The organism is Flavobacterium sp. JAS (assembly GCF_020991455.1).
Lineage (GTDB): Bacteria > Bacteroidota > Bacteroidia > Flavobacteriales > Flavobacteriaceae > Flavobacterium.
In genome coordinates, this window is record NZ_JAJMOX010000008.1 from 194,714 (window position 1) to 214,430 (window position 19,717).

At 32.3% G+C, this 19,717-nt stretch carries 13 protein-coding genes and 1 tRNA gene; 7 read left to right on the forward strand and 7 right to left on the reverse strand.

The window, feature by feature from the left end:
- Nucleotides 1-344 precede the first annotated feature (344 nt).
- The 5 genes from LPB88_RS13475 to LPB88_RS13495 form a co-directional block, all read right to left on the reverse strand.
- Nucleotides 345-1,859 (reverse strand): SusD/RagB family nutrient-binding outer membrane lipoprotein, encoded by a 1,515-nt coding sequence (locus LPB88_RS13475; RefSeq protein WP_230716235.1) that lies wholly within the window; start codon nucleotides 1,857-1,859, stop codon nucleotides 345-347.
- 15 nt (nucleotides 1,860-1,874) lie between these two features.
- Nucleotides 1,875-4,964, reverse strand: coding sequence for a SusC/RagA family TonB-linked outer membrane protein (locus LPB88_RS13480; protein WP_230716236.1), 3,090 nt, complete (start codon nucleotides 4,962-4,964; stop codon nucleotides 1,875-1,877).
- 305 nt (nucleotides 4,965-5,269) lie between these two features.
- Complete coding sequence (locus LPB88_RS13485; RefSeq protein WP_230716237.1) at nucleotides 5,270-6,280, reverse strand: LacI family DNA-binding transcriptional regulator; 1,011 nt, start codon at nucleotides 6,278-6,280, stop codon at nucleotides 5,270-5,272.
- Between the two features lie 326 nt (nucleotides 6,281-6,606).
- Entirely contained in the window at nucleotides 6,607-7,575 is a 969-nt protein-coding gene (locus tag LPB88_RS13490) for a type I phosphomannose isomerase catalytic subunit (RefSeq protein WP_230716238.1), read from the reverse strand.
- Between the two features lie 232 nt (nucleotides 7,576-7,807).
- Nucleotides 7,808-9,910, reverse strand: coding sequence for a glycoside hydrolase family 97 protein (locus tag LPB88_RS13495; RefSeq protein ID WP_230716239.1), 2,103 nt, complete (start codon nucleotides 9,908-9,910; stop codon nucleotides 7,808-7,810).
- A gap of 307 nt (nucleotides 9,911-10,217) precedes the next feature.
- On the opposite strand from LPB88_RS13495, the gene LPB88_RS13500 reads away from it, so the two are divergent.
- From LPB88_RS13500 to LPB88_RS13515, 4 genes are all read left to right on the forward strand, one after another.
- A complete protein-coding gene (locus tag LPB88_RS13500; protein WP_089354716.1) occupies nucleotides 10,218-10,766 on the forward strand; it encodes a DUF4494 domain-containing protein in 549 nt (182 codons plus the stop codon).
- Nucleotides 10,767-10,975: 209 nt separating this feature from the next.
- On the forward strand, nucleotides 10,976-12,502 hold the full coding sequence (locus LPB88_RS13505; RefSeq protein WP_230716240.1) for a glycosyltransferase family 39 protein: 1,527 nt from the start codon (nucleotides 10,976-10,978) through the stop codon (nucleotides 12,500-12,502).
- Nucleotides 12,503-12,504: 2 nt separating this feature from the next.
- On the forward strand, nucleotides 12,505-13,029 hold the full coding sequence (locus LPB88_RS13510) for a DUF4269 domain-containing protein (RefSeq protein ID WP_230716241.1): 525 nt from the start codon (nucleotides 12,505-12,507) through the stop codon (nucleotides 13,027-13,029).
- Nucleotides 13,030-13,156: 127 nt separating this feature from the next.
- Nucleotides 13,157-13,229, forward strand: a tRNA-Met gene (locus tag LPB88_RS13515).
- 608 nt (nucleotides 13,230-13,837) lie between these two features.
- Here LPB88_RS13515 and LPB88_RS13520 read toward each other — a convergent pair.
- Nucleotides 13,838-15,448 (reverse strand): serine hydrolase, encoded by a 1,611-nt coding sequence (locus LPB88_RS13520; protein WP_230716242.1) that lies wholly within the window; start codon nucleotides 15,446-15,448, stop codon nucleotides 13,838-13,840.
- A 605-nt stretch (nucleotides 15,449-16,053) separates the two neighbouring features.
- Nucleotides 16,054-16,533 (reverse strand): group II truncated hemoglobin, encoded by a 480-nt coding sequence (locus tag LPB88_RS13525; protein WP_230716243.1) that lies wholly within the window; start codon nucleotides 16,531-16,533, stop codon nucleotides 16,054-16,056.
- Between the two features lie 568 nt (nucleotides 16,534-17,101).
- Here LPB88_RS13525 and LPB88_RS13530 point away from each other — a divergent pair.
- From LPB88_RS13530 to LPB88_RS13540, 3 genes are all read left to right on the forward strand, one after another.
- Nucleotides 17,102-17,626 (forward strand): hypothetical protein, encoded by a 525-nt coding sequence (locus LPB88_RS13530; protein WP_230716244.1) that lies wholly within the window; start codon nucleotides 17,102-17,104, stop codon nucleotides 17,624-17,626.
- The gene (locus LPB88_RS13535) at nucleotides 17,608-18,243 is read left to right on the forward strand and encodes an AraC family transcriptional regulator (RefSeq protein WP_230716245.1); all 636 of its coding nucleotides are present in this window, start codon (nucleotides 17,608-17,610) and stop codon (nucleotides 18,241-18,243) included. The genes LPB88_RS13530 and LPB88_RS13535 overlap by 19 nt, the downstream gene beginning before the upstream one ends.
- A gap of 126 nt (nucleotides 18,244-18,369) precedes the next feature.
- Complete coding sequence (locus LPB88_RS13540) at nucleotides 18,370-19,260, forward strand: alpha/beta fold hydrolase (protein ID WP_230716246.1); 891 nt, start codon at nucleotides 18,370-18,372, stop codon at nucleotides 19,258-19,260.
- Nucleotides 19,261-19,717 lie beyond the last annotated feature (457 nt).

Below are 19,717 nucleotides of genomic sequence, written 5' to 3' on the forward strand. Positions count from 1 at the left end.
ATATCATGAATAATAGGTAACTAACAAAATATTCTGAAAATCATTCCTTTTTACGGCTGCCAAGCTTAATATTAAATTTTAGATTGTTGATTTTAGATTTCTGATTGTGATTTCCTAAATCTTAAAAAAGTATCAATCATTTTATGTTCTTTCGAAAATAATTCCATCTTTTTCAGCAGAAGCAACTTTGTCTTTTGCGAAAAAAAGGGCTTAAAAACTATTGAACTCTTTTTGATAAACTCCTCTAATTTAATGAAAATCAAAATAGAAATTAAAAAATAAGCCGGGAGGTACAGGTATTCCTACCCGGCTTAATTCAACTAACTTAACCAAAAATTTAAAAATTATTTATCCCACCAAATTCTGGTTGTCATTAAATCCAACCCTTGACGAGCTACTGCTGCTTTATAATTAGCCTCATTTGTTATCAATTCTGACTGATCATAAATTAATCTTCTTGGTATTGTTCCTTTTGTTTCTCCAGTAGGATCATTAACAGGAACTAAAACCGGATATCCTGTTCTTCTGTATTCTGAGAATGCTTCAAAACCGTTGAACAACAATACAATCCATTTTTGAGTTATAATTTGTTCGATTTTTTGAGCCTCAGTTCCAGCAGCATTAAAAGGATGAGCAGTGATGTAAGTATTGTATTCAGCAAGTGAAACTGCAGGTACTTTATCACCAAAAATAACCAGAACTTCCATTGCAGCTCTTACTCCATCTTCATAGTACTTTTGAGCTGTTCCTCCAACATTCCAGCCTTTTACAGCTGCTTCTGCCAATATAAACTGAACCTCAGCATAAGACATAATCAAAGTTGGTGCATCTAAACGCAATACTGTAGAAGTATTAGGATCTGAGAACAATTTTTTGTCTCCTCCTGGGAACTCTTTTGCATCATTTGCAAGACCTTGTTGGTTTGCAGGATTGTTATCTCCAGAAGCTTCTAATTTTGCATAGATTCTTAAACGTGGATCGTTATTGTTTTTCAATTGATCAATAAACGTTTTACTGAATTTTGTATTAGCGTCTCCTCCGTTTAAGTCATTTCTAACCCAAGATGAAGTAATTGGATTTGTTTTAACTCCTTGTGGTCCTGCATCATGTTTTAAAACAAGACTGTCATCATTTGAAGTAAAAACACCTTTAGCCATAGCTTTCTCAACATATTGCTGAGCTTTTGCAGGGTTTACTTTAGACAAACGCATTGCAACTCTCAACATTAATGAGTTTGCCAATTTTTTCCATTTGGCAACATTCCCCTGATAATATAAATCGGCATTACCAACAAATGTTTTGTTAGCATCTAATGCATCACCAGCTTCGTCTAATTCTTTTAAAAGATCATTGTAGATAGCTTCTTGTGTGTCATATTTTGGAGCAAAAACATTTCCGTTATATCCTTTTCCAGCTTCGAAATAAGGAATTTCACCATAAGTATCTGTCAATTTTTGAAACATGAATACTTTCATGATTCTACAAGCCTGAATCATATTACTATTTTCAGGAGAGTCTTTTACAACAGACATTAATTGGAAAATCTGATTCAATCCTTTACCGTAAGTTTCTCCAAAAAGTGATCCTGAATATTCAGAAGAATAGGTGTATTTTGAACCTGGTCCTCCTAATGAAGAAAATTGCTGAACGATTTGTGCTGCATAAGCATTGTTTCCTCTTGTATTTGAATAATCTTGTCCGTCTACATAAATCTCAGCAAGCGTAAACATTGATTTTACAGCTGGATCTGTCAATGCATTTGGATTCGTATTCATTTCCTCGAATCCTTTATCGCATGAAGTTAATGTCATTGCACCAACAATTGCGATACAGAATATTTTGATATATTTATTTTTCATCTTTCAATTTTATTATTAAAATTTGACATTAAGACTTACACCGTAGTTTCTTGTCAAAGGCATAGATGCTCTTTCAAGTCCTTGTGCATTACTATTAGAATAGTTTGATTCTGGATCGATGTTTGGCACTTTGTCATAAATTGTCCATAAATTATGAGCAGAAAATGCTAAGCTTACCGATTGAAATGGTGTTTTTGACAAAGTTGTTTTTGGGAAATTATAACTAAAAGAAATCGCTCTTAGTTTAACAAAATCAGCATCGTATACAAAGTTTGAGGTTACATCACTATAACTTCTCCAGTAATCGTATGCAGAAACTGTTGTGTTTACAGGATTTCCGTTAACATCTTTTCCAGATACCTGAACTCCTCCTTCACGACCCGGAAGTGTTTGCTCTGACAATCCGTAACGAGTTCCTAACTGGTTTGTAGCCGAGTAGATTTCTCCTCCAAATTTAGCATCTACAAAAACTGAAAGTGTGAAATTTTTATAAGAGAAATCATTTGAAAGTCCCATTGAAGTTGGTGCAACACCTTGTCCTGCAATGATTAAATTTCCTCTCATGAATTTACCATTTGTATCAATTACAACATTTCCGTCTTTATCTCTTAAATAATCATAAGCTTTAATAACTCCAAAAGGCTGTCCTTTTTCTAAAACTACAGAAGCTCTTGAATCTCTGTTTCCTTCTAATGATTTGGTTGTAATTTTGTCTGAAAGACTAACTACTTCACTATTATTGTAAGCAAAATTATATCCTACGCTCCAAGAAAAACTTGGTGTTTTTATAGCTTTCACATTCACCGCAAATTCCACCCCTTTATTCAGGATTTCTCCCACGTTGATTTTTGTAGTTCTGTAACCAGAAGCCTGAGAAATATCAGCATCAGCAATATCGTTTGTTGTTCTTTTTTGGTAAAAAGTCAAATCTGTACTTACTCTGTTATTGAAGAATGTATTCTCAAAACCAAATTCGATTGTACTTACATTATAAGGTTTTAAAAATTTATTTGGAACCGTTTCTCCATTAACACCTAAAATTGGCTGTCCTTGAGAATCTGTTTGTCCGTCTGGTGAAGTATAAGTCAATGACAAAGCATAAGCGTCTGGCAAAGCTCCTCCTACGTTACCCCAACCTGCTCTCAATTTTCCGTAAGACATCCATTCTGGTAAATCGATGATTTGAGAATAAATGAAACTTGAACTTACAGATGGATAAAAAGTACTGTTGTTTGATGGATCTAAAGTAGAGAACCAATCTTCACGACCTGTTAAACTTAAGTATAGGAAATCTTTGTAACCTAAATCAGCTGAGTAGAAAAGAGAATTTACTTCGCTTTCTGAAAACAATTTTTCTGTTTTGTCCGGTTGTGTATTTCCGTAGAAATATTTGAACGGAACGATAAAATTGTTTCCTTTCATTTTAATACCGCTGTATCTGTTGTGTTGACGGTTAGCTCCAATGAAAGCATCTAAAGAAAAGTTTTTGGCGATATCACCTTTATACCCTAAATAAGCAGAAGCATTATATTCTGAACGGCCTTCAACTCTGTTTTCATAAGATCCTCCAGGATTGTAGTTGATTCCTGTAGGCTCAATTTCAGTGTATTCATAATTAATATCATCAATACCAATAACACCTTTAGCATAAATTTTCTCTGTAATGTTGTAGTTTACTTTTGCAGAACCAATAAAACGCTTTCTAAGGTCATCATTTAATGGAGATTGTGTAGCAAAATACGGATTAGTGTGGTACGTGTTTGCGCCAAAATAATCTGCTTCACCACCGTTTTCATCGTATCCGTTATTGATCCATCTAATGTCTGTTCCCGGTGTCAGGAAAGTAGTTGGAAAAGAAGGATTTCTAGGTGAATCATTCAAATAGGGTCTGTTATGACTTTTCTCTGTAATATATTGTGCATTAGTTTCTACACTAATTTTTTTGTTTGGTGCGGAATTCAAACTCAAAGACACGTTATTTCTTGCGAAATTTGTTCCCGGCAAAATAGACTCATCTTTAGTATTCCCGAAAGATAATCTGAAATTAGTAGTTTCATTTCCACCAGAAATTGCTAACGTATTACTGAAAGAATATCCTGTTCTGTAGAAATTCTCAACATTGTCTTTTCCGTAAGCTTGATATGGTCTGGTTTTTCCATCTAAAGAAAGAGAAGGCGTTCCGTCGTATTTATCTCCCCATGCAAAATAGTAAGAATCTCTAAGTTCTTGTAAATCTGAGAATCTTGTTGCAACACCATTTACAGGCGCTCCCGCTCCGTATTGATCTTGCCAGTGCAAAAGACTTACCGGTGTATTAAAAGTAGAATTTGTATTAAAATCTACTCCAATTCCAGTTCCGTTTTTACCTTTTTTAGTAGTAATCAAGATAACACCATTTGATCCTCTGTACCCGTAAAGAGCAGAAGCAGCACTACCTTTTAATACAGACATAGAAGCAATATCGTCTGGATTGAAAGAAGACATACCATCTCCTTTATCAGCTCCACCCCACATATTTGCATTTCCTTGTTGACTGTTATCAATCGGAATTCCGTCTACCACATATAAAGGCTGGTTAAGTCCTGAAGCTGAAGTTGCCCCACGAATTACCACACGGCTTGAACCAGAAGGTCCTGTAACCGGTGCAGAAACATTAACTCCGGCAATTTTTCCCTGAAGGGCATTTCCTAAGTTAATTTCTTTGTTTTTCGTAAGGTCCTCTCCTTTTATTTCTCCGACAGCATAACCTAAAGCTTTCTTTTGTTTTTTAACTCCAAATGAAGTTACAACAACATCCTTTAACTCCTGTGTACTTTCTATTAATACAACCGAAATTCTATTTTCATTTTCCTGAAGTACTACTGATTTTGATCCAAAACCTATTGAAGATACATTTAAAGTTACCTTCCCTGCAGGAACATTCATCCTGAATCTACCTTCAGCGTCTGTAATTGCGCTAAATGGTTTTCCTTGAACCTCAATTGATGCAGCAACAATTCCCTTGTTCTCTGCATCTGCCACTATGCCTGTTATTAATCGATTTTGCGCAACAGCACCTAAGCTGCTCAACAATACCATTCCTAACACTGCTAATATTCGTTTCATAAGCATTTTTTTTGGTTTATTTGTTTTGATTTTTGTTGATTTAACGTGATTGTTTTTAATAATTAGTAATAATTTTTGAACTCAATTTTAATATGATATCCTAAGGTCTCCACCTGTCGAATACTATGACTTAATAGCGATGTAAACATTTTCTTAATTTTAAGAAATCGATATAGTAAACAGATCAAAAAAAATAACTAAATATTACTTTTTAATCTTCTAAAACTTACTAAAACGATTTAGTAAAATGACTAAAAAAAAACGAAACGTTTCTTTTTTTAATTTTTAAATATTATCCTTTAAAATCAAACGGATTCCCGGATGATTAATTTACCCTTTTTAAGGCTTTTTTCTACTTCAAATTTTTCCATATCAGTCATCTGACTCATTAGCAACTGTATCGATTTAACCGCAATATCCTCAATAGGCTGTGCAATAACACTAATTGTTGGCGTATGCAATTTAAAACTGTCGTGATCATCAAAACTAATAACTGAAATATCTTCAGGAATTCTTATTTTCATTCTTCTAAAAGCCTGAAGACCTGCAAGTCCCATATAATTGGTTAAAAATAAAACAGCATCAATACCTTTGTTTTTTTCGAAAAAACTTAAAATATTAGCTATTTTACTTTCTTCATTGCTATTATAATCCAAATGAAGAACAAGTGATTCGTTATAAACTCCATTTTCTTTTAAAGCGTCACGATAGCCATCTTCTCTTAATTTCATCTGAACCATTTCAGACGTATTATTTACAACGGCAATTTTTTGACACCCTTTATTGATCAGAAATTTTGTAGCCGTATTAGAAGCTTCATAATTATCCATCACTACATGACTCACTCTTTGCCCCGGAAAATACCTATCGACTAATACAACAGGTTTTTTTAATTTTAAAAGAAGATCAATTTTCTCTTCAAGATTTTGCGTAGGAGTAATAATAAAACCATCTACGTTTGCCTGCAAAAGACTATTAATCAACTCTTCAGAACGTTCATTATCTCCACCGGTACTACAATAAAAAACCCGGTAATCAATGCTTTTAGCTTCATCTTCTATGACTCTGGCAAGATCCGCAAAGAACTGATTCGAAATATCTTCAACAATAAGTCCGATAGATCTTGTCTTTCCGGTTCTAAGACTCGTTGCAATCATGCTGGGCCTGTAGTGAAGCTTTTCAGCAACTTCCTGCACTTTTTTGATTACTGCAGGGCTGATCCCCATTTTTTCGCCTTTATCATTAATGACAAAAGATACAGTAGATATAGACACTTGCGCCTCTGTGGCAATATCCTTAATAGTAATCTTTTTCATCTAGCGAATTAATTTTTTATTAAGTTGTTGTTAATTGTATCACAAATATATATAAAAATAGTTACTAAAACGATTTTGTAATTATTATTTTTAAACAAATCATTATTTTAGAGTTAATTAAACATAGAATCATTAGTATTTACAGGTATTCTACGCATTAATCATTTTATTGCCCCAAAAATAAGAGTTATTCTTTTAATATGAATAATCTGCAATTAAAAAAATTTAGCAGAGTCACAAAGCTTTCATTTTTACAACTTATTTTCCTTGCGACTCTTCTATTTTATGAAAATAAACAAACTCAAAAGTTTTCTTCGATTCTATTTTTACGAAATGAATATTTCTAAAATTGATGCTGAACCATTTAAGCTATAAGTACGCATATCTGCAGGTATTAACACTGTATCACCCTTCTTATATTTATATGTTACATTCTCAAATCTAATTTCAAAAGAACCTTCAATACACATATAAACTGTAAAAGTATCTCCGTTTTTACTCACTTCAATTGTTCCGTCAAGCGGAAGGAAGTTCGTTGTAAAATAAGGACAATCTACCACTACATTTGATTGATTTGGAGTCGTTTCGTATTTCTTGTGTGTATCAACTTTATTGTAATTAATCGCATCAAGCGCCAGATCAACATGTAATTCTCTTTTATTTCCCTCAGCATCTATTCGGTCAAAATCATACAATCGATAAGTAATATCTGATGTTTGCTGAATCTCAGCTACAACCAATCCTGCTCCTATTGCATGAACTGTTCCTGTTTCCAGAAAAAATACATCACCAGCTTTGGCTTTTACATCATCTAAAATAGAAACTAGTGTATTATTGCGCAAATACTCTAAATATTCTTCTTTACTGGAATCTTCTTTAAATCCTACAATAATCCTGGCATTGGCATCAGCCTGCATAACGTACCACATTTCGGTTTTACCAAAAGAGTTATGACGTTCTTTTGCCAATTTATCATTCGGGTGAACTTGTATCGACAAATCTTCTCTTGCGTCGAGATATTTAAACAATAAAGGAAATTGATTTCCGAATCTTGTATAAACTGCTGTTCCTAAAATTTCGTTTGGTGAATCATCAATTAATTCTGTTAATGATTTTCCTTTTAATATTCCGTTTGCAACTACGCTTACATCGCCTTCAACGGTAGACAATTCCCAACTTTCTCCAGTAATTGAAGATTCAATTGTTTTATTAAGAACTGTTTTTAATTTTTCTCCGCCCCAAATTCTGTCTTTTAAAATTGGTTCAAATTGCAAAGGATAAATTTTTATGCTCATTTTTATGTTTTTAAAATTAATATCGATTTTCTTTTTTTTGCCGCGAATTACACGAATTTTCACTAATTACTTTGACTCATTTAAATAACAAACGTGCTTAATCTGTTCTCTCGCAGATTTGGCAGATTAAGCAGATTCTTTTAGGCAAATACTAGAAGAAAAAAATCCGTGTTTATCCGTGTTTTCGCGATAGCGAATCCGTGTCATCCGCGTGCTATTTCTCAAACAATATTTACTTTATAGAAATAGCAACTCCGCCACTTGCGGCAAGTTTTTGTTTCAGTTTAGTTTTATTATTTACTGTTACTTTACGAATAGAATATGATTGCGGATTAGTTTTATAATCGGCCGTTTTTCCGTCTTCGTAAATTGTTGCCGTATATGATTTTCCTGTTGGAAGAAAACTAAAATCAATTAAAGTCGTACGTGAATTTTCGTCTGTAATTCCGCCAACAAACCATTCTTGTTTTCCTTTTGTTTTTCTGGCAATTGTGATGTAATCACCTGGTTCTGCTTCGAGAATATAAGTTTCATCCCAATCCAGAGCAACATCTTTTATAAACTGAAATGCATCTGGAAAACGCATATAATTTTCCGGTAAATCGGCAGCCATTTGCAACGGACTGTACATCGTAACATAAAGCGCCAATTGCTTAACAAGTGTTGTACTTAGCTTATTCTTTTTAGCTCCGTAAACCGACAAATCTCCCTGAAAAATTCCTGGTGTATAATCCATCGGACCTCCCATTAATCGTGTAAAAGGCAAAATTGTAGTATGATCCGGATGAATTCCTTCCATAGATTCAAACTCCGTTCCACGTGCCGATTCCTGGGCAAACCAATTTGGATATGTACGATGCAAACCCGTTGGACGCACCGCTTCGTGAGAATCTACCATGATCTTGTGTTTTGCTGCTTCTTTTGCAACATACGTATAATGATTGACCATTTGCTGTCCGTCATGATGTTCGCCTCTTGGAATAATTGGTCCAACATAACCCGTTTTTACAGCATTGTAATTATTATCAACCATAAAATTTAAAGCATCGTTTAATTGTCGCTCATACTCAGCAGTTGAAGAAGTCGTTTCATGATGCATGATAATTTTCACGTTCTTCTTTGCGGCATAATCGCTTAATTCTTTTACATCAAAGTCCGGATATGCTTTTGTAAAACTATAAATACGCTCTTTCTTAAAAGCCGTATTATCCTCCCAACCTTCATTCCATCCTTCGACCAAAACAGCATCAAAACCATTTGTTGCCGCAAAGTCAATATATTCTTTTACATGTTTTGTGTTTGCGCCGTGTGTATTATTCGGTTTTAATTTAAAGAAATCAGTAGCTCCAATAACAACATCCTGATTATCTGAATAAGCCCAAGTCGAACCTCCGCCTGTAAAATATTCCCACCAAACTCCAATATATTTAGTTGGTTTAATCCATGAAGTATCTTCAAATTTGCAAGGTTCATTTAGATTCAAAATCATTTTTGACGCCAGAATATTTCTTGCATCATCACTCACGACAATCGTTCGCCAAGGTGTAAAACTTCCGGTTTGAATGTATCCTTTATTTCCAACAGCATCAGGAACAAGATGTGAACTTAGCGAAAAAGTTTTATCGTCGACATTAAGACACATTGCCGGATAATTTTTTAAAGCTGCTTCGTGAATATTAATATAAAGTCCGTCATTGGTCTTCATCATTAAAGGCGTTTGTGTTGCCAGATTTTTGATCGTGGTTTGCGCCGCTAAAGAAACATGAGTTGCATTATATACCAGAGATTGCATCTCAGATATTTTAGAAGTCGTATAACTATATTCATTGGTATCGTAATCTCCCGGAATCCAAAAAAGTTTATGATCTCCCGTTAAATTAAACTCGGTAGTTTCTTCCTGAATAATAAAATGACGCAGATCATCCTGCACCGGAAACTCGTATCTAAAACCTAAACCATCATTAAACAATCGGAAATAAATCGAAATTTTTCGTTTGCTTTTATTTTGAACAAGATCAGCTTTCAATTCATTGTATTGATTTCTAATTTCTTTTTGTTCCCCTAACACTGGTTTCCAAGTACTGTTTTCCGATTGAAATTTTGTATCTGTAATCTGAAAATCTTTATTCAGCATAATATCCGATTTCAAAATAAAGCCTAGTTTGCTTTCTTTGATCACTTCTTTTTTCTTGAAATTCAGAGTATAAACCGGCGTTCCTTCTTTGTTTATATTGAAAGTTAAAATGAGATTTCCATCAGGAGATTTTAGTTCCTGAGCATTTAGAAATACACTAGAGGTAATAACAAAAAAACAGATAAGAAATATATTTTTCATAACAGAAGGTGGTTTCAATAGTTGCTAAATCGATTTAGCAAACATAATAAAATTTATGAAACAGATGCACTTGCAAGAAAAAAAATGTGCAATTATGAAATTATCACATCCTTTCAAATGATTTATCCGAATAAAAATGCAGTGACTTTTAAATAAAATTCTGAACAAAGAAGAAGAATAACAAAATACTTAATTAATATTCAACATTATACAAAAGCACTTTTAAATTTGTGAATATCTATTTCAGGAATTAAGAGTTTTTTTTTCTGTAAAATCTATCTTTGGCATCCTTAAAAATTAAAAGAAGATGAGCGCAACTTGGTACGAATGCAAAGTAAAATATAGAAAGACAGACGAAACCGGAGGACAAAAAGTTTTAACAGAACCTTATTTGGTAGATGCTTTGTCTTATACCGAAGCCGAAAAAAGAATTAATGAAGAGATGGCGGCTTATATTAGTGAAGAATTTAAAATCACAAATATAAAAGTGGCAAACTATGCTGAGATCCATCCTTTTGAAAATGCAGATCGCTGGTTTAAATCGAAAGTTTCTTTAATGGCTTATGACGAGGAAAGCGGTAAAGAAAGAAAATCGAATATGTATTTGTTAGTTCAGGCAAATGATGTAAGAGAAGCTTATGACAATACACTTCATGTAATGCAAAGCACGATGGGAGAATATTCGATTCCAGCTGTTTCTGAATCTCCAATTATGGATGTTTTCCCTTATTTCAGCGGTGAAGAAGGAGAAACGGAACAATTAGAAAGATTCAATGCACTGAAAGCTTCTAAACCTGCACAACCTGCAGTAGAAACAATCGATCACATGGAATTTGAAACTGCTTTGGAAGAATAAATTTTCTTAAATTCCAAGAGGGAACTTTAATTCTCAATATCAAACTTTAATAAATAGCTTCAGAGAAATCTGGAGCTATTTTATTTTATAACATTTCTTAAAACTTTCATTTCCTCCAAAATCAAAATAAATTATATATTAGCTATAGATTTTAAGAACTGATATAAAATCATTTAACCAAGACCAACAACTTACCAAACCAAACCTCCATGAATAAAAAAACTTTAATTTTAATTGGGTTTATTATTTTAAAATTTGCTTTACAATATATCCTCATAAGTCCTGAATATGATTTGCAGCGTGATGAATATTTACATCTTGATCAGGCGCATCATTTGGCTTGGGGTTATTTGTCTGTTCCTCCGGTAACATCCTGGTTTTCGTATCTCATATATCTACTTGGTAATTCGGTCTTCTGGATAAAGTTTTTCCCTGCTCTTTTTGGTGCATTAACTATTTTAATTGTCTGGAAAACTATTGAAACTCTCAGAGGCAATCTCTATGCTTTGACTTTAGGTGCAACTTGTGTTCTATTTTCTGCGCTATTACGTCTCAACACACTTTATCAGCCTAATTCATTGGATGTCTTGTGTTGGACAGGATTTTATTATGTTATCATTCAATACTTCGCAACCAAAAAAACAAAATGGCTTTATATAGGAGCAATAGTTTTTGCGTTTGGTTTTCTGAATAAATACAATATTCTTTTTCTACTAATTGGTCTCTTGCCTGCTCTTTTACTTTCTAAGCAAAGACAAGTATTAGCAAAAAAGGAGCTCTATTTTGCCTTGCTTTTAGGATTAATATTGATTCTTCCGAATCTTTTGTGGCAATATAATAATCAGTTTCCAATAGTACATCACATGAAGGAATTGGCAGAAACACAATTGGTCAATGTTGATCGCATTGGATTTCTAAAAGAACAATTACTGTTTTTCATTGGTGCCTTTTTTGTTATTCTGGCTAGTTTGTATGCTTTACTATTTTACAAAGCTTTCAATAAATTCAAATTCTTTTTTGCTACTCTATTTTTCACACTTCTTGTCTTTATTTATTTCAAAGCCAAAGCTTATTATGCAATTGGTCTTTATCCTATTTATATTGCTTTTGGAGCTGTTTTTTTATCTCATATTTTAAAAACGGGCTGGAAACGTTTTCTACAACCAGTTTTCATTATCATTCCGCTTTTATTTTTTATTCCGATGTACAATTTAGCATTCCCAAACAAAAGCCCTGAATACATTGTAAAACATCATGAGAAATATAAAAAGTTTGACATGCTTCGTTGGGAAGATGGAAAAGATCATGCTTTACCACAAGATTTTGCCGATATGCTGGGATGGAAAGAACTTGCCCGCAAAACCGATTCTGCTTACGCCTCACTTCCAAACCAAGATAAAACACTTGTTCTTTGTGACAATTACGGACAAGCCGGAGCTATTAATTATTACACCAAAAAAGGCATCAAAGCAGTTTCTTTTAATGCCGATTATGTCAACTGGTTCAATCTAAATATTCAATACCAAAACCTTATCAGAGTTAAGGATTATGAAAAAGATAGTGATGAGCTAAAAGAAACAGGTCCTTATTTTAGTAATGCCAAAATTTCGGGTGAAGTCAGCAATCAATATGCCCGTGAATACGGAACTACCATCTTTGTTTTTACTGGTGCAAAAGTCAATATCAATAAAAAAATTGAGAGCGAAATAAAATCTGAAAAGGATTATAGCAAATAAAAATGATCGATTTTAGTACTATCTATTATTTAAAAACCGGAACCCCAAAACAGATCCTAGCTTTTGAAGTTTTGACTCAGAATGAGATTCTAACAAATCTCGTTGACTTTGATCCAATTTTGGTTGGCACCATTCCGATTAATATTGATATTGAAAACAGCGATCTTGATATTATCTGTTACTGGAAAAACAAATCCGATTTCGCAGAAAAACTCAATACCTTTTTTGGAAAAGAAAATGATTTTAAAATTAAAGAAACTCTTATTGACAACAAGGAAACTATTGTCGCTAATTTTAAAATAAACAATTTTGAAATTGAAATTTTCGGTCAGAACATCCCAACCAAAAATCAAAATGGTTACAAACACATGATTATAGAATACGGAATTCTGAAAGCAAAAGGAGAAAACTTTAGATTAGAAATCATCAAACTCAAACAAAACGGCTACAAAACAGAACCCGCTTTTGCTTATTTATTAGGCTTAAATGGAAATCCATATTCAGAATTATTAGAATATAAAATCTAAATCACATATTCTTAAAAACTAAACACCTAGCTATTAATTAATTACCATAAAAATAATCTTATTTTAAAATAATTCCGAAATTTCTTTGCATAACCGTATTTACTGCGTATCTTTGCACCCGAAACATCGCGGGATAGAGCAGTAGGCAGCTCGTCGGGCTCATAACCCGAAGGTCACAGGTTCGAGTCCTGTTCCCGCTACTAGTAAAAATTAAAAGCCTGATAGATTTAGATTTATCAGGCTTTTTTGTGGTTCGAAAAATCTTGTTTAATTTCAAAAAAAACACAAACTATCAGTGTTTTCAAGGAAAATTGGTTCGAATCCCGTTAGGCTATTTAGAGTGGGATTGTGCATAACGTCTTGGTAGGACAGCGGGTTTGGGACTAAATTAATCCCCTTCTTAGGATTTGCCCAATCATCCTAATTACAAAACCATTTTTCGATTAAGCCAATTGCCCAAATCCGTTGTAGCTGTTAGCAAACGATCATATAATTAGTGCCAATCATTTCCACAAAATCGGCATTATTTAGCTTTAGGTTTTCTGGCTATTTTTCCACACTTTGGGCATAAATTCAACTTGTAAAATTTAATTTTATGGTTAAGGGTAGCGGTCTAAAACTGAAGAAAAACACGGGCAAGCCAAGCAGAAACTACTTCCAAAACAAAAAGAGGCGGAATAGCCTCTTGACATTCTTATAATCATTTATCAAAAAAACCATAGTTGCGGTCTCAGCAGTTCCGTTCAACACGGGCTTCATTGTTCGTGCTACGCACGGCAACGAATCCCTAGCTGTTGTAGGCTGTTTTTTAACTTTTCTTGAAAATTTTGTATTTTGGTTTTTCGTAATCAGTTATGTCCAAAATAATATCATAAACGCCTGTTAAAATTTCAATATTATCTCCTTTTGGCATTATTCCGTCTCTCATATCTTTTCCAAAATTTAAAGTCCAATCGTCATTAAAACGAAATTTAAGCTCTCCTGTTTTTAAAGTCACATTTTTAATTGTCCAAATTCCTTTTGTTTCAGTTTCAAAAAGTTTTGCATCAGGACCTTCCCAGCCTTTTTCTGTGGCAGTTCCTACAATTCCCCAAGAAGGAAATATTTTTGTTGCTTTTTTTACTTGATTTCCTACATGAAAACTTAATGACTCTATTTGGGAAGTCTTGTCTCTTTCAAAAATTACATCACCCATTAATTCTTCAGCGAAAAATAAATTTTCTTTTACAGGATATATAATAGTTGTGGGTCCGTTTCCACTTTGCAATTTTAATTTATTGTTTTCAACTGTAAGGTAAATTACAAAATTGTTTTCAACTTGATAAGTTCCCTCATATTGCTTTAAAGCTTCTGAGCTTATGTTGGTTACAACTGGAATTTTATAATCTTTATTGTATAAATTATACAAAGTTTTCATAATAGCATAAGTGGCAGTGTCTAAACCTCTTTCTGTATTTGTAAGCAGTATAATGCAGATATCATCTTCGGGAATTTGAACAAAATTGCTACAAAAACCAGCTCCATAACCACTATGACCAACTGTCATTTTTTTAAACATTGGCATTGTAATCCAACCATAACCATAATTTTTTTTGAAAGGTGTATATGCTTTTTCTAAACTTTGTTTGGAGATAATCTTGTAATTTTTTAGTCCATTATAATATTTGTTTAAATCTTCAACAGTTGAGTATATTCCACCAGCTGCAAAAGGCATAGGTGGATCATAAACAATCGATGGTTTTTGTTCCTTTTCAGAAAAAATCTCATAGCCAATGGCTTTATTTTCACTTTTTAGATTTTTAAAAGCAAAACCACTTTGCTTCATTTTCAATGGTTTAAATATGTATTTTTCAACTGCTTTTTCGTAACTTATTCCAGTAACTTTTTGAATTACATATCCTAGAAAATAATATCCTGAGTTAGAATAACTCCAATCAGTTCCAACTGGAAAATCCAAAGGTTTTGTTTTTTGAAATTCAATAAATGATTTTTCCGTTTGGTCTTTCATATCATTTCCTCTGGTATAGTCATAAACTCCAGAGGTATGGGTTAACAAACTTTCAATTGAAATAGAACTTGCATCGGGATAATCTGGATAGAACTTTGAAAGTTTATCCTGTAATGAAAGTTTTTTTTCTTCTACTAATTTTAAAATTACCGTTGCTGTAAAAGTTTTTGTAATGGAATATATTTGAAAAATGCTGTTAGCGTTATTTTCCTTCTTTAAATCTACATTTGATAATCCATAACCTTTATTTAGTAAAGTTTCTCCTTTTTCAGAAATAAAAACAGAACCGTTAAATAGATTTTGTTGATTGTAAAATTCAAAAAGTTGTTCTAATTTTTCTTTCTTATTTTGTGCAAAACCCAATTGTGTTATAAATAATAAAATAAAAGTGATTGATTGAATTGATTTCATTTTTTTGATTTTTTATTGAATTCTAACTAACGGTTTGCCCTTTGTGACAGTTGCGTAAATTTATAATAAAAGATTACAAATAAAAATTCCTAGCTGAATTTTCAAGCAAAATCAGAGCACAAGCTAAGCTAACAAAATAACCACATGGAATTTGAAAAGTAAAAGCCAGTTCCCAACAATTATCAGATTGAGAAAATAAAACCACAAAAGTTTATTCTAAAGTGCATTTAAATATTATAAAACTTTATGTCAACCTAATTCTTGTTTAAACTCTAATTAATTCTACTTTCTGAGAATAAAAATAAGAACTAAATAATCAGACTTGTATTCCACTAATTCAATATTATAAATGACTAAGATCAAATTTAAACATGGAAATCAATATAAAATAATATTTATTTTTTTTAAGTCATCCACAAAATGGTTCGAAAATTGTCCCGTTAGGGCTACTAAGACAAAAAGCTTCAGAGAAATCTGGAGCTTTTTGTTTATATTAAAACTCTACTTGATACAGATTGCGCTTGCGAAGTCAGAGACGTTCGCCTTTACAGTCAATTAAATAAGAAACTGCATAGGCGATGGTGAAAAATTTTAGATGTTTTATATTAGTTTTCATTTGAAATGTAAGGTCCGCCTGTTTCTCCCCAACCCCATTTAGGCATAGGCTCATTTGATGCCATTGAATTTTCTGTAAGTTGTGAGTTGATAACTGCAAGCCGTGTTCCCCATTCAATGTAACCTACAAATGCAGAACGAAACTCTGGGTCGCTTTTTAAACCTACTTCATCTGCTGTTTGCAATAAAAGATGTACCCAACGCTGGCGTTTTTCTTCGGTCAGCATTTTGCCAATATGTTTGCCAATCATAATAGAATGACTTCCTTTATCTTCGGTTGTATAAAGTTTGTCACCACCAAATACTTCTGCGACAAAATGTGAAACCTGTTTTATATGCTCTTGTGACATATTCATAAAAACTTCGCCTAATAAATCATCTTTCAAGACCTTGTCATAAAACTTTGTAAACAAAGTTTCAAAGGTTTTCATATCACCTGCCCATTCATAAAGTGTCGGTATATTTTTCATTTCTTTAAAATTTTAGAGTGTCTCACTAACAATGAACGTTAACGTTCTCACGCTTTGCCATGCTTGGGAATTTTGAAACCGTGTATTTTCAACTAAACAAAAATACAAATTAAAACGATAATTCTGGCAAAACCCAAATACGGCAAAACGTATGTTATAGGCTAAAAAACAGCTCTCTATCTCATAATTTTTTTTATAGTAACCTTGATGGGATTTGAACCAAATACTTAATATTAAAATTATAAGCTTTTTTTCTTCAAGCAAAATATTACAAATCTGTAAAATCAAATTTTACGATGCACATGCTATAATTCTAATATAATCTTCGATAAACTGATTAGATATTTCAATCCTTCCCGTCAAGATTAAAGTCAAAGTTTGAAAAAAGATGGTGCTTTTTCGTTTTTAGTATTTTATATTATGGAAGAATTTGTTGTTTATATACTCTTTTTTTAGGCTACTTTTTTATTAGAATACCAATTCAAAAGAAAACACTTTGATTTGTATATATTTGTTTATTTTATCATTCTCAAAAAATATCAAACACCTATATGTATTATTTTTTTTAATGGATCAACTAATCAGCTTCTTTGTTGCGGGAACGACTTTATTACTGGCATTTTTAATTTTTACTAATGTTAATCAAGTAAACAGTAAGGTTAATCGATGGTTTGGTTCTTTTATTTTGTGTATATTCCTTATTCAGTTTAATGATTTATTAGAAAAAACTGAGTTTTTAAAAACACGAATGCCCATAAATGACTTTTTAGCATTAACAGATTATATAATAGCCCCGATTTTTTATTTTACTGTTGCTTATTTTGTTGATCCTGACAGAAAATGGCGAACGAAAGATAATTTGCATTTTGCATTTGCTTTTATAATGCTATTTTTACTTTTAGTTTCAGCCCTCATTAATGTAGAGCAACCTTCGACTGATGCCGATAAAAAAAATGCTGTTGTAATCATTACAGCTTTTAATTTAATTTTTTGTTTTCAGGTTATTACTTATGCTATTATGGCGTACAGAGAAATAACTACTTATCAAAAAAATTATTTCTGTACACTTCTAACATGGATGCTATCAACTTAAAATGGCTACAAAAAGTAGTAATATGTGTGTTGATAATTACTGGTCTGTGGTTAATTGATATATTTTTTAAATTAGCAAAAACGAGTGTTTTATTTGATAATTTTGCTGGTCTGGTTTATCTTGTCGGCGTTTTTTTTATAGCCTATTTTTCTTTAAAACAAAAAGAAATTATACCGCTTAATAAAGAAGAAAAAAAAGAAATTGACATCCTCATAAATGAAACTTCTGGATTGAAAAGCAATCAGAAAAAGTTGATTTCTGATGATGAATTAAAAGGAATGAAATCAATTTTAATTCAGGTAATGGATCATAAAAAACCTTTTTTGGATCCGAAATTAAGCTTATTTAAATTGGCTTCACAATTGAATATTTCAACTCATCTGCTGTCTTATATAATAAATAAGGGTTGTAATGAAAATTTTTATCAATTTATTAATACGTATCGAATCGAGGAAGCAAAAAAAATGATTCAGGATTCTAATATGGAGCATTTGAGTTTAATGGGAATTGCATTTGAAGTTGGTTTTAATTCTAAAACAGTCTTTAATACTACTTTTAAGAAAATGACGAATCAAACTCCATCTGAATTTAAAAAAGCAATCCTCGCTATGATGTGATTTTTTGCAAACAGGAAATTTCTAGTTGTTTTAAATAGGTTCGGATTCATAAATCAGAACTTTTTGATGGTAAATAATACTAATATTTGTATCGATTTTACTTTCAACAAAAACTAAAAATTACAAATGACCTTAAGAAAAACACACCGCGAATCAAAGCTACACAAAGCTATTATTAGATTATTATGTCTTTTAACTTTTATAATCTATACACTCTCTTTTGTCTCTTGCTCGGATGATGATAAAAAAGTTTCTCCCGAATATCCGGGAACTGTAATCGATTTAGGAACACATAAACTGATGAGCTACATTGTATCAAAAAAATCAAAATATTTAGTTGTTTTTGAATCTGGTCATGGAAACGATCATACGTCGTGGTACAGCACCGGAAAATCTTCAGAGATCTTATCCATATCTGAATTTTTAGATTCTGATGTTTTATTATATGATAGAGCTGGTTACGGAAAATCAGAATCTAACACTGAACCTAGAAATATCAGTAAATTAACAAGTGAGCTTGAAAAGGTCATAGATAAATTTGCAAACAACAGAAAGGTACTCCTGGTAGGACATTCATTAGGAGGATTGATTATTAGAGATTTTGCTATAAAAAATCCTAAAAAAGTTGCCAGCTTAGTATTTGTTGATGCTTCTCACGAAAAGTACAACCATTTTTCACAGAGTCAGATAGACTCATTTTATAATACTTATAAAGCTGATTATGGTGAAAATTCGGGAATAGCATTAGAATCTCTGCAATTAATAGAAGATTTTAAATATATGGAAGGATTCCCTAATTTGCCTGACGTTCCGGTTATCGCAATAACAAGTGTAAAAATTGATGCTGAACATGATTCAGCCGATAGACAATTATGGTACGACTCTAAGGAATCACTTAAGACAGAAGTAAAAGATTTTACACATATAAAAACAATAAAGTCAGGACATTTTATTCAACTTGATGAACCTAAACTTGTTTTAGATAACATCAGGCTATTGTTATCAAAACTACCTTAAGATCCCGTTCGACATCAAATCCTTATCCCTTTGAATCCTATTATTCAGCCTGAATATGATAACAAAAAAGACAGTGAGTTAAGAAAAGTCAAAACTTGACCTAGTTTTTTTTCTTAAACAGCTATATGATAATGTTGCTTACTTTTAAAAATTATTCAAGTCGTTGGAATTTTACGATAGTAAACCTAAGACACAAATGCAGTAATCCTGTAATAGTCTTCAAAAAACTGGTTAGATATTTCAATGCTTCCCGTCACTACAAAGAAAAAGCTTCAGAGAAATCTGAAGCTTTTTTCGTTTAATTTACACTTTGTTTAAACAAAATTACGTAAAGTTAGAGAAACTAGCTCCAGTATATAACAATATATACTTCGAGAGGGGGATTTGGTTAAACCGAAAATTAACGTTAATTTAGCTCAAACCTATTGTGTTAGAGACCCTTACTTTCAACTGCTAC

What these genes read in the sequence shown, in the direction of transcription:
- LPB88_RS13475 (WP_230716235.1), bottom strand. Translation starts at nt 1,859, where the DNA reads ATGAAAAATAAATATATCAAAATATTCTGTATCGCAATTGTTGGTGCA.
- LPB88_RS13480 (WP_230716236.1), bottom strand. Translation starts at nt 4,964, where the DNA reads ATGAAACGAATATTAGCAGTGTTAGGAATGGTATTGTTGAGCAGCTTA.
- LPB88_RS13485 (WP_230716237.1), bottom strand. Translation starts at nt 6,280, where the DNA reads ATGAAAAAGATTACTATTAAGGATATTGCCACAGAGGCGCAAGTGTCT.
- LPB88_RS13490 (WP_230716238.1), bottom strand. Translation starts at nt 7,575, where the DNA reads ATGAGCATAAAAATTTATCCTTTGCAATTTGAACCAATTTTAAAAGAC.
- LPB88_RS13495 (WP_230716239.1), bottom strand. Translation starts at nt 9,910, where the DNA reads ATGAAAAATATATTTCTTATCTGTTTTTTTGTTATTACCTCTAGTGTA.
- LPB88_RS13500 (WP_089354716.1), top strand. Translation starts at nt 10,218, where the DNA reads ATGAGCGCAACTTGGTACGAATGCAAAGTAAAATATAGAAAGACAGAC.
- LPB88_RS13505 (WP_230716240.1), top strand. Translation starts at nt 10,976, where the DNA reads ATGAATAAAAAAACTTTAATTTTAATTGGGTTTATTATTTTAAAATTT.
- LPB88_RS13510 (WP_230716241.1), top strand. Translation starts at nt 12,505, where the DNA reads ATGATCGATTTTAGTACTATCTATTATTTAAAAACCGGAACCCCAAAA.
- LPB88_RS13520 (WP_230716242.1), bottom strand. Translation starts at nt 15,448, where the DNA reads ATGAAATCAATTCAATCAATCACTTTTATTTTATTATTTATAACACAA.
- LPB88_RS13525 (WP_230716243.1), bottom strand. Translation starts at nt 16,533, where the DNA reads ATGAAAAATATACCGACACTTTATGAATGGGCAGGTGATATGAAAACC.
- LPB88_RS13530 (WP_230716244.1), top strand. Translation starts at nt 17,102, where the DNA reads ATGGATCAACTAATCAGCTTCTTTGTTGCGGGAACGACTTTATTACTG.
- LPB88_RS13535 (WP_230716245.1), top strand. Translation starts at nt 17,608, where the DNA reads ATGGATGCTATCAACTTAAAATGGCTACAAAAAGTAGTAATATGTGTG.
- LPB88_RS13540 (WP_230716246.1), top strand. Translation starts at nt 18,370, where the DNA reads ATGACCTTAAGAAAAACACACCGCGAATCAAAGCTACACAAAGCTATT.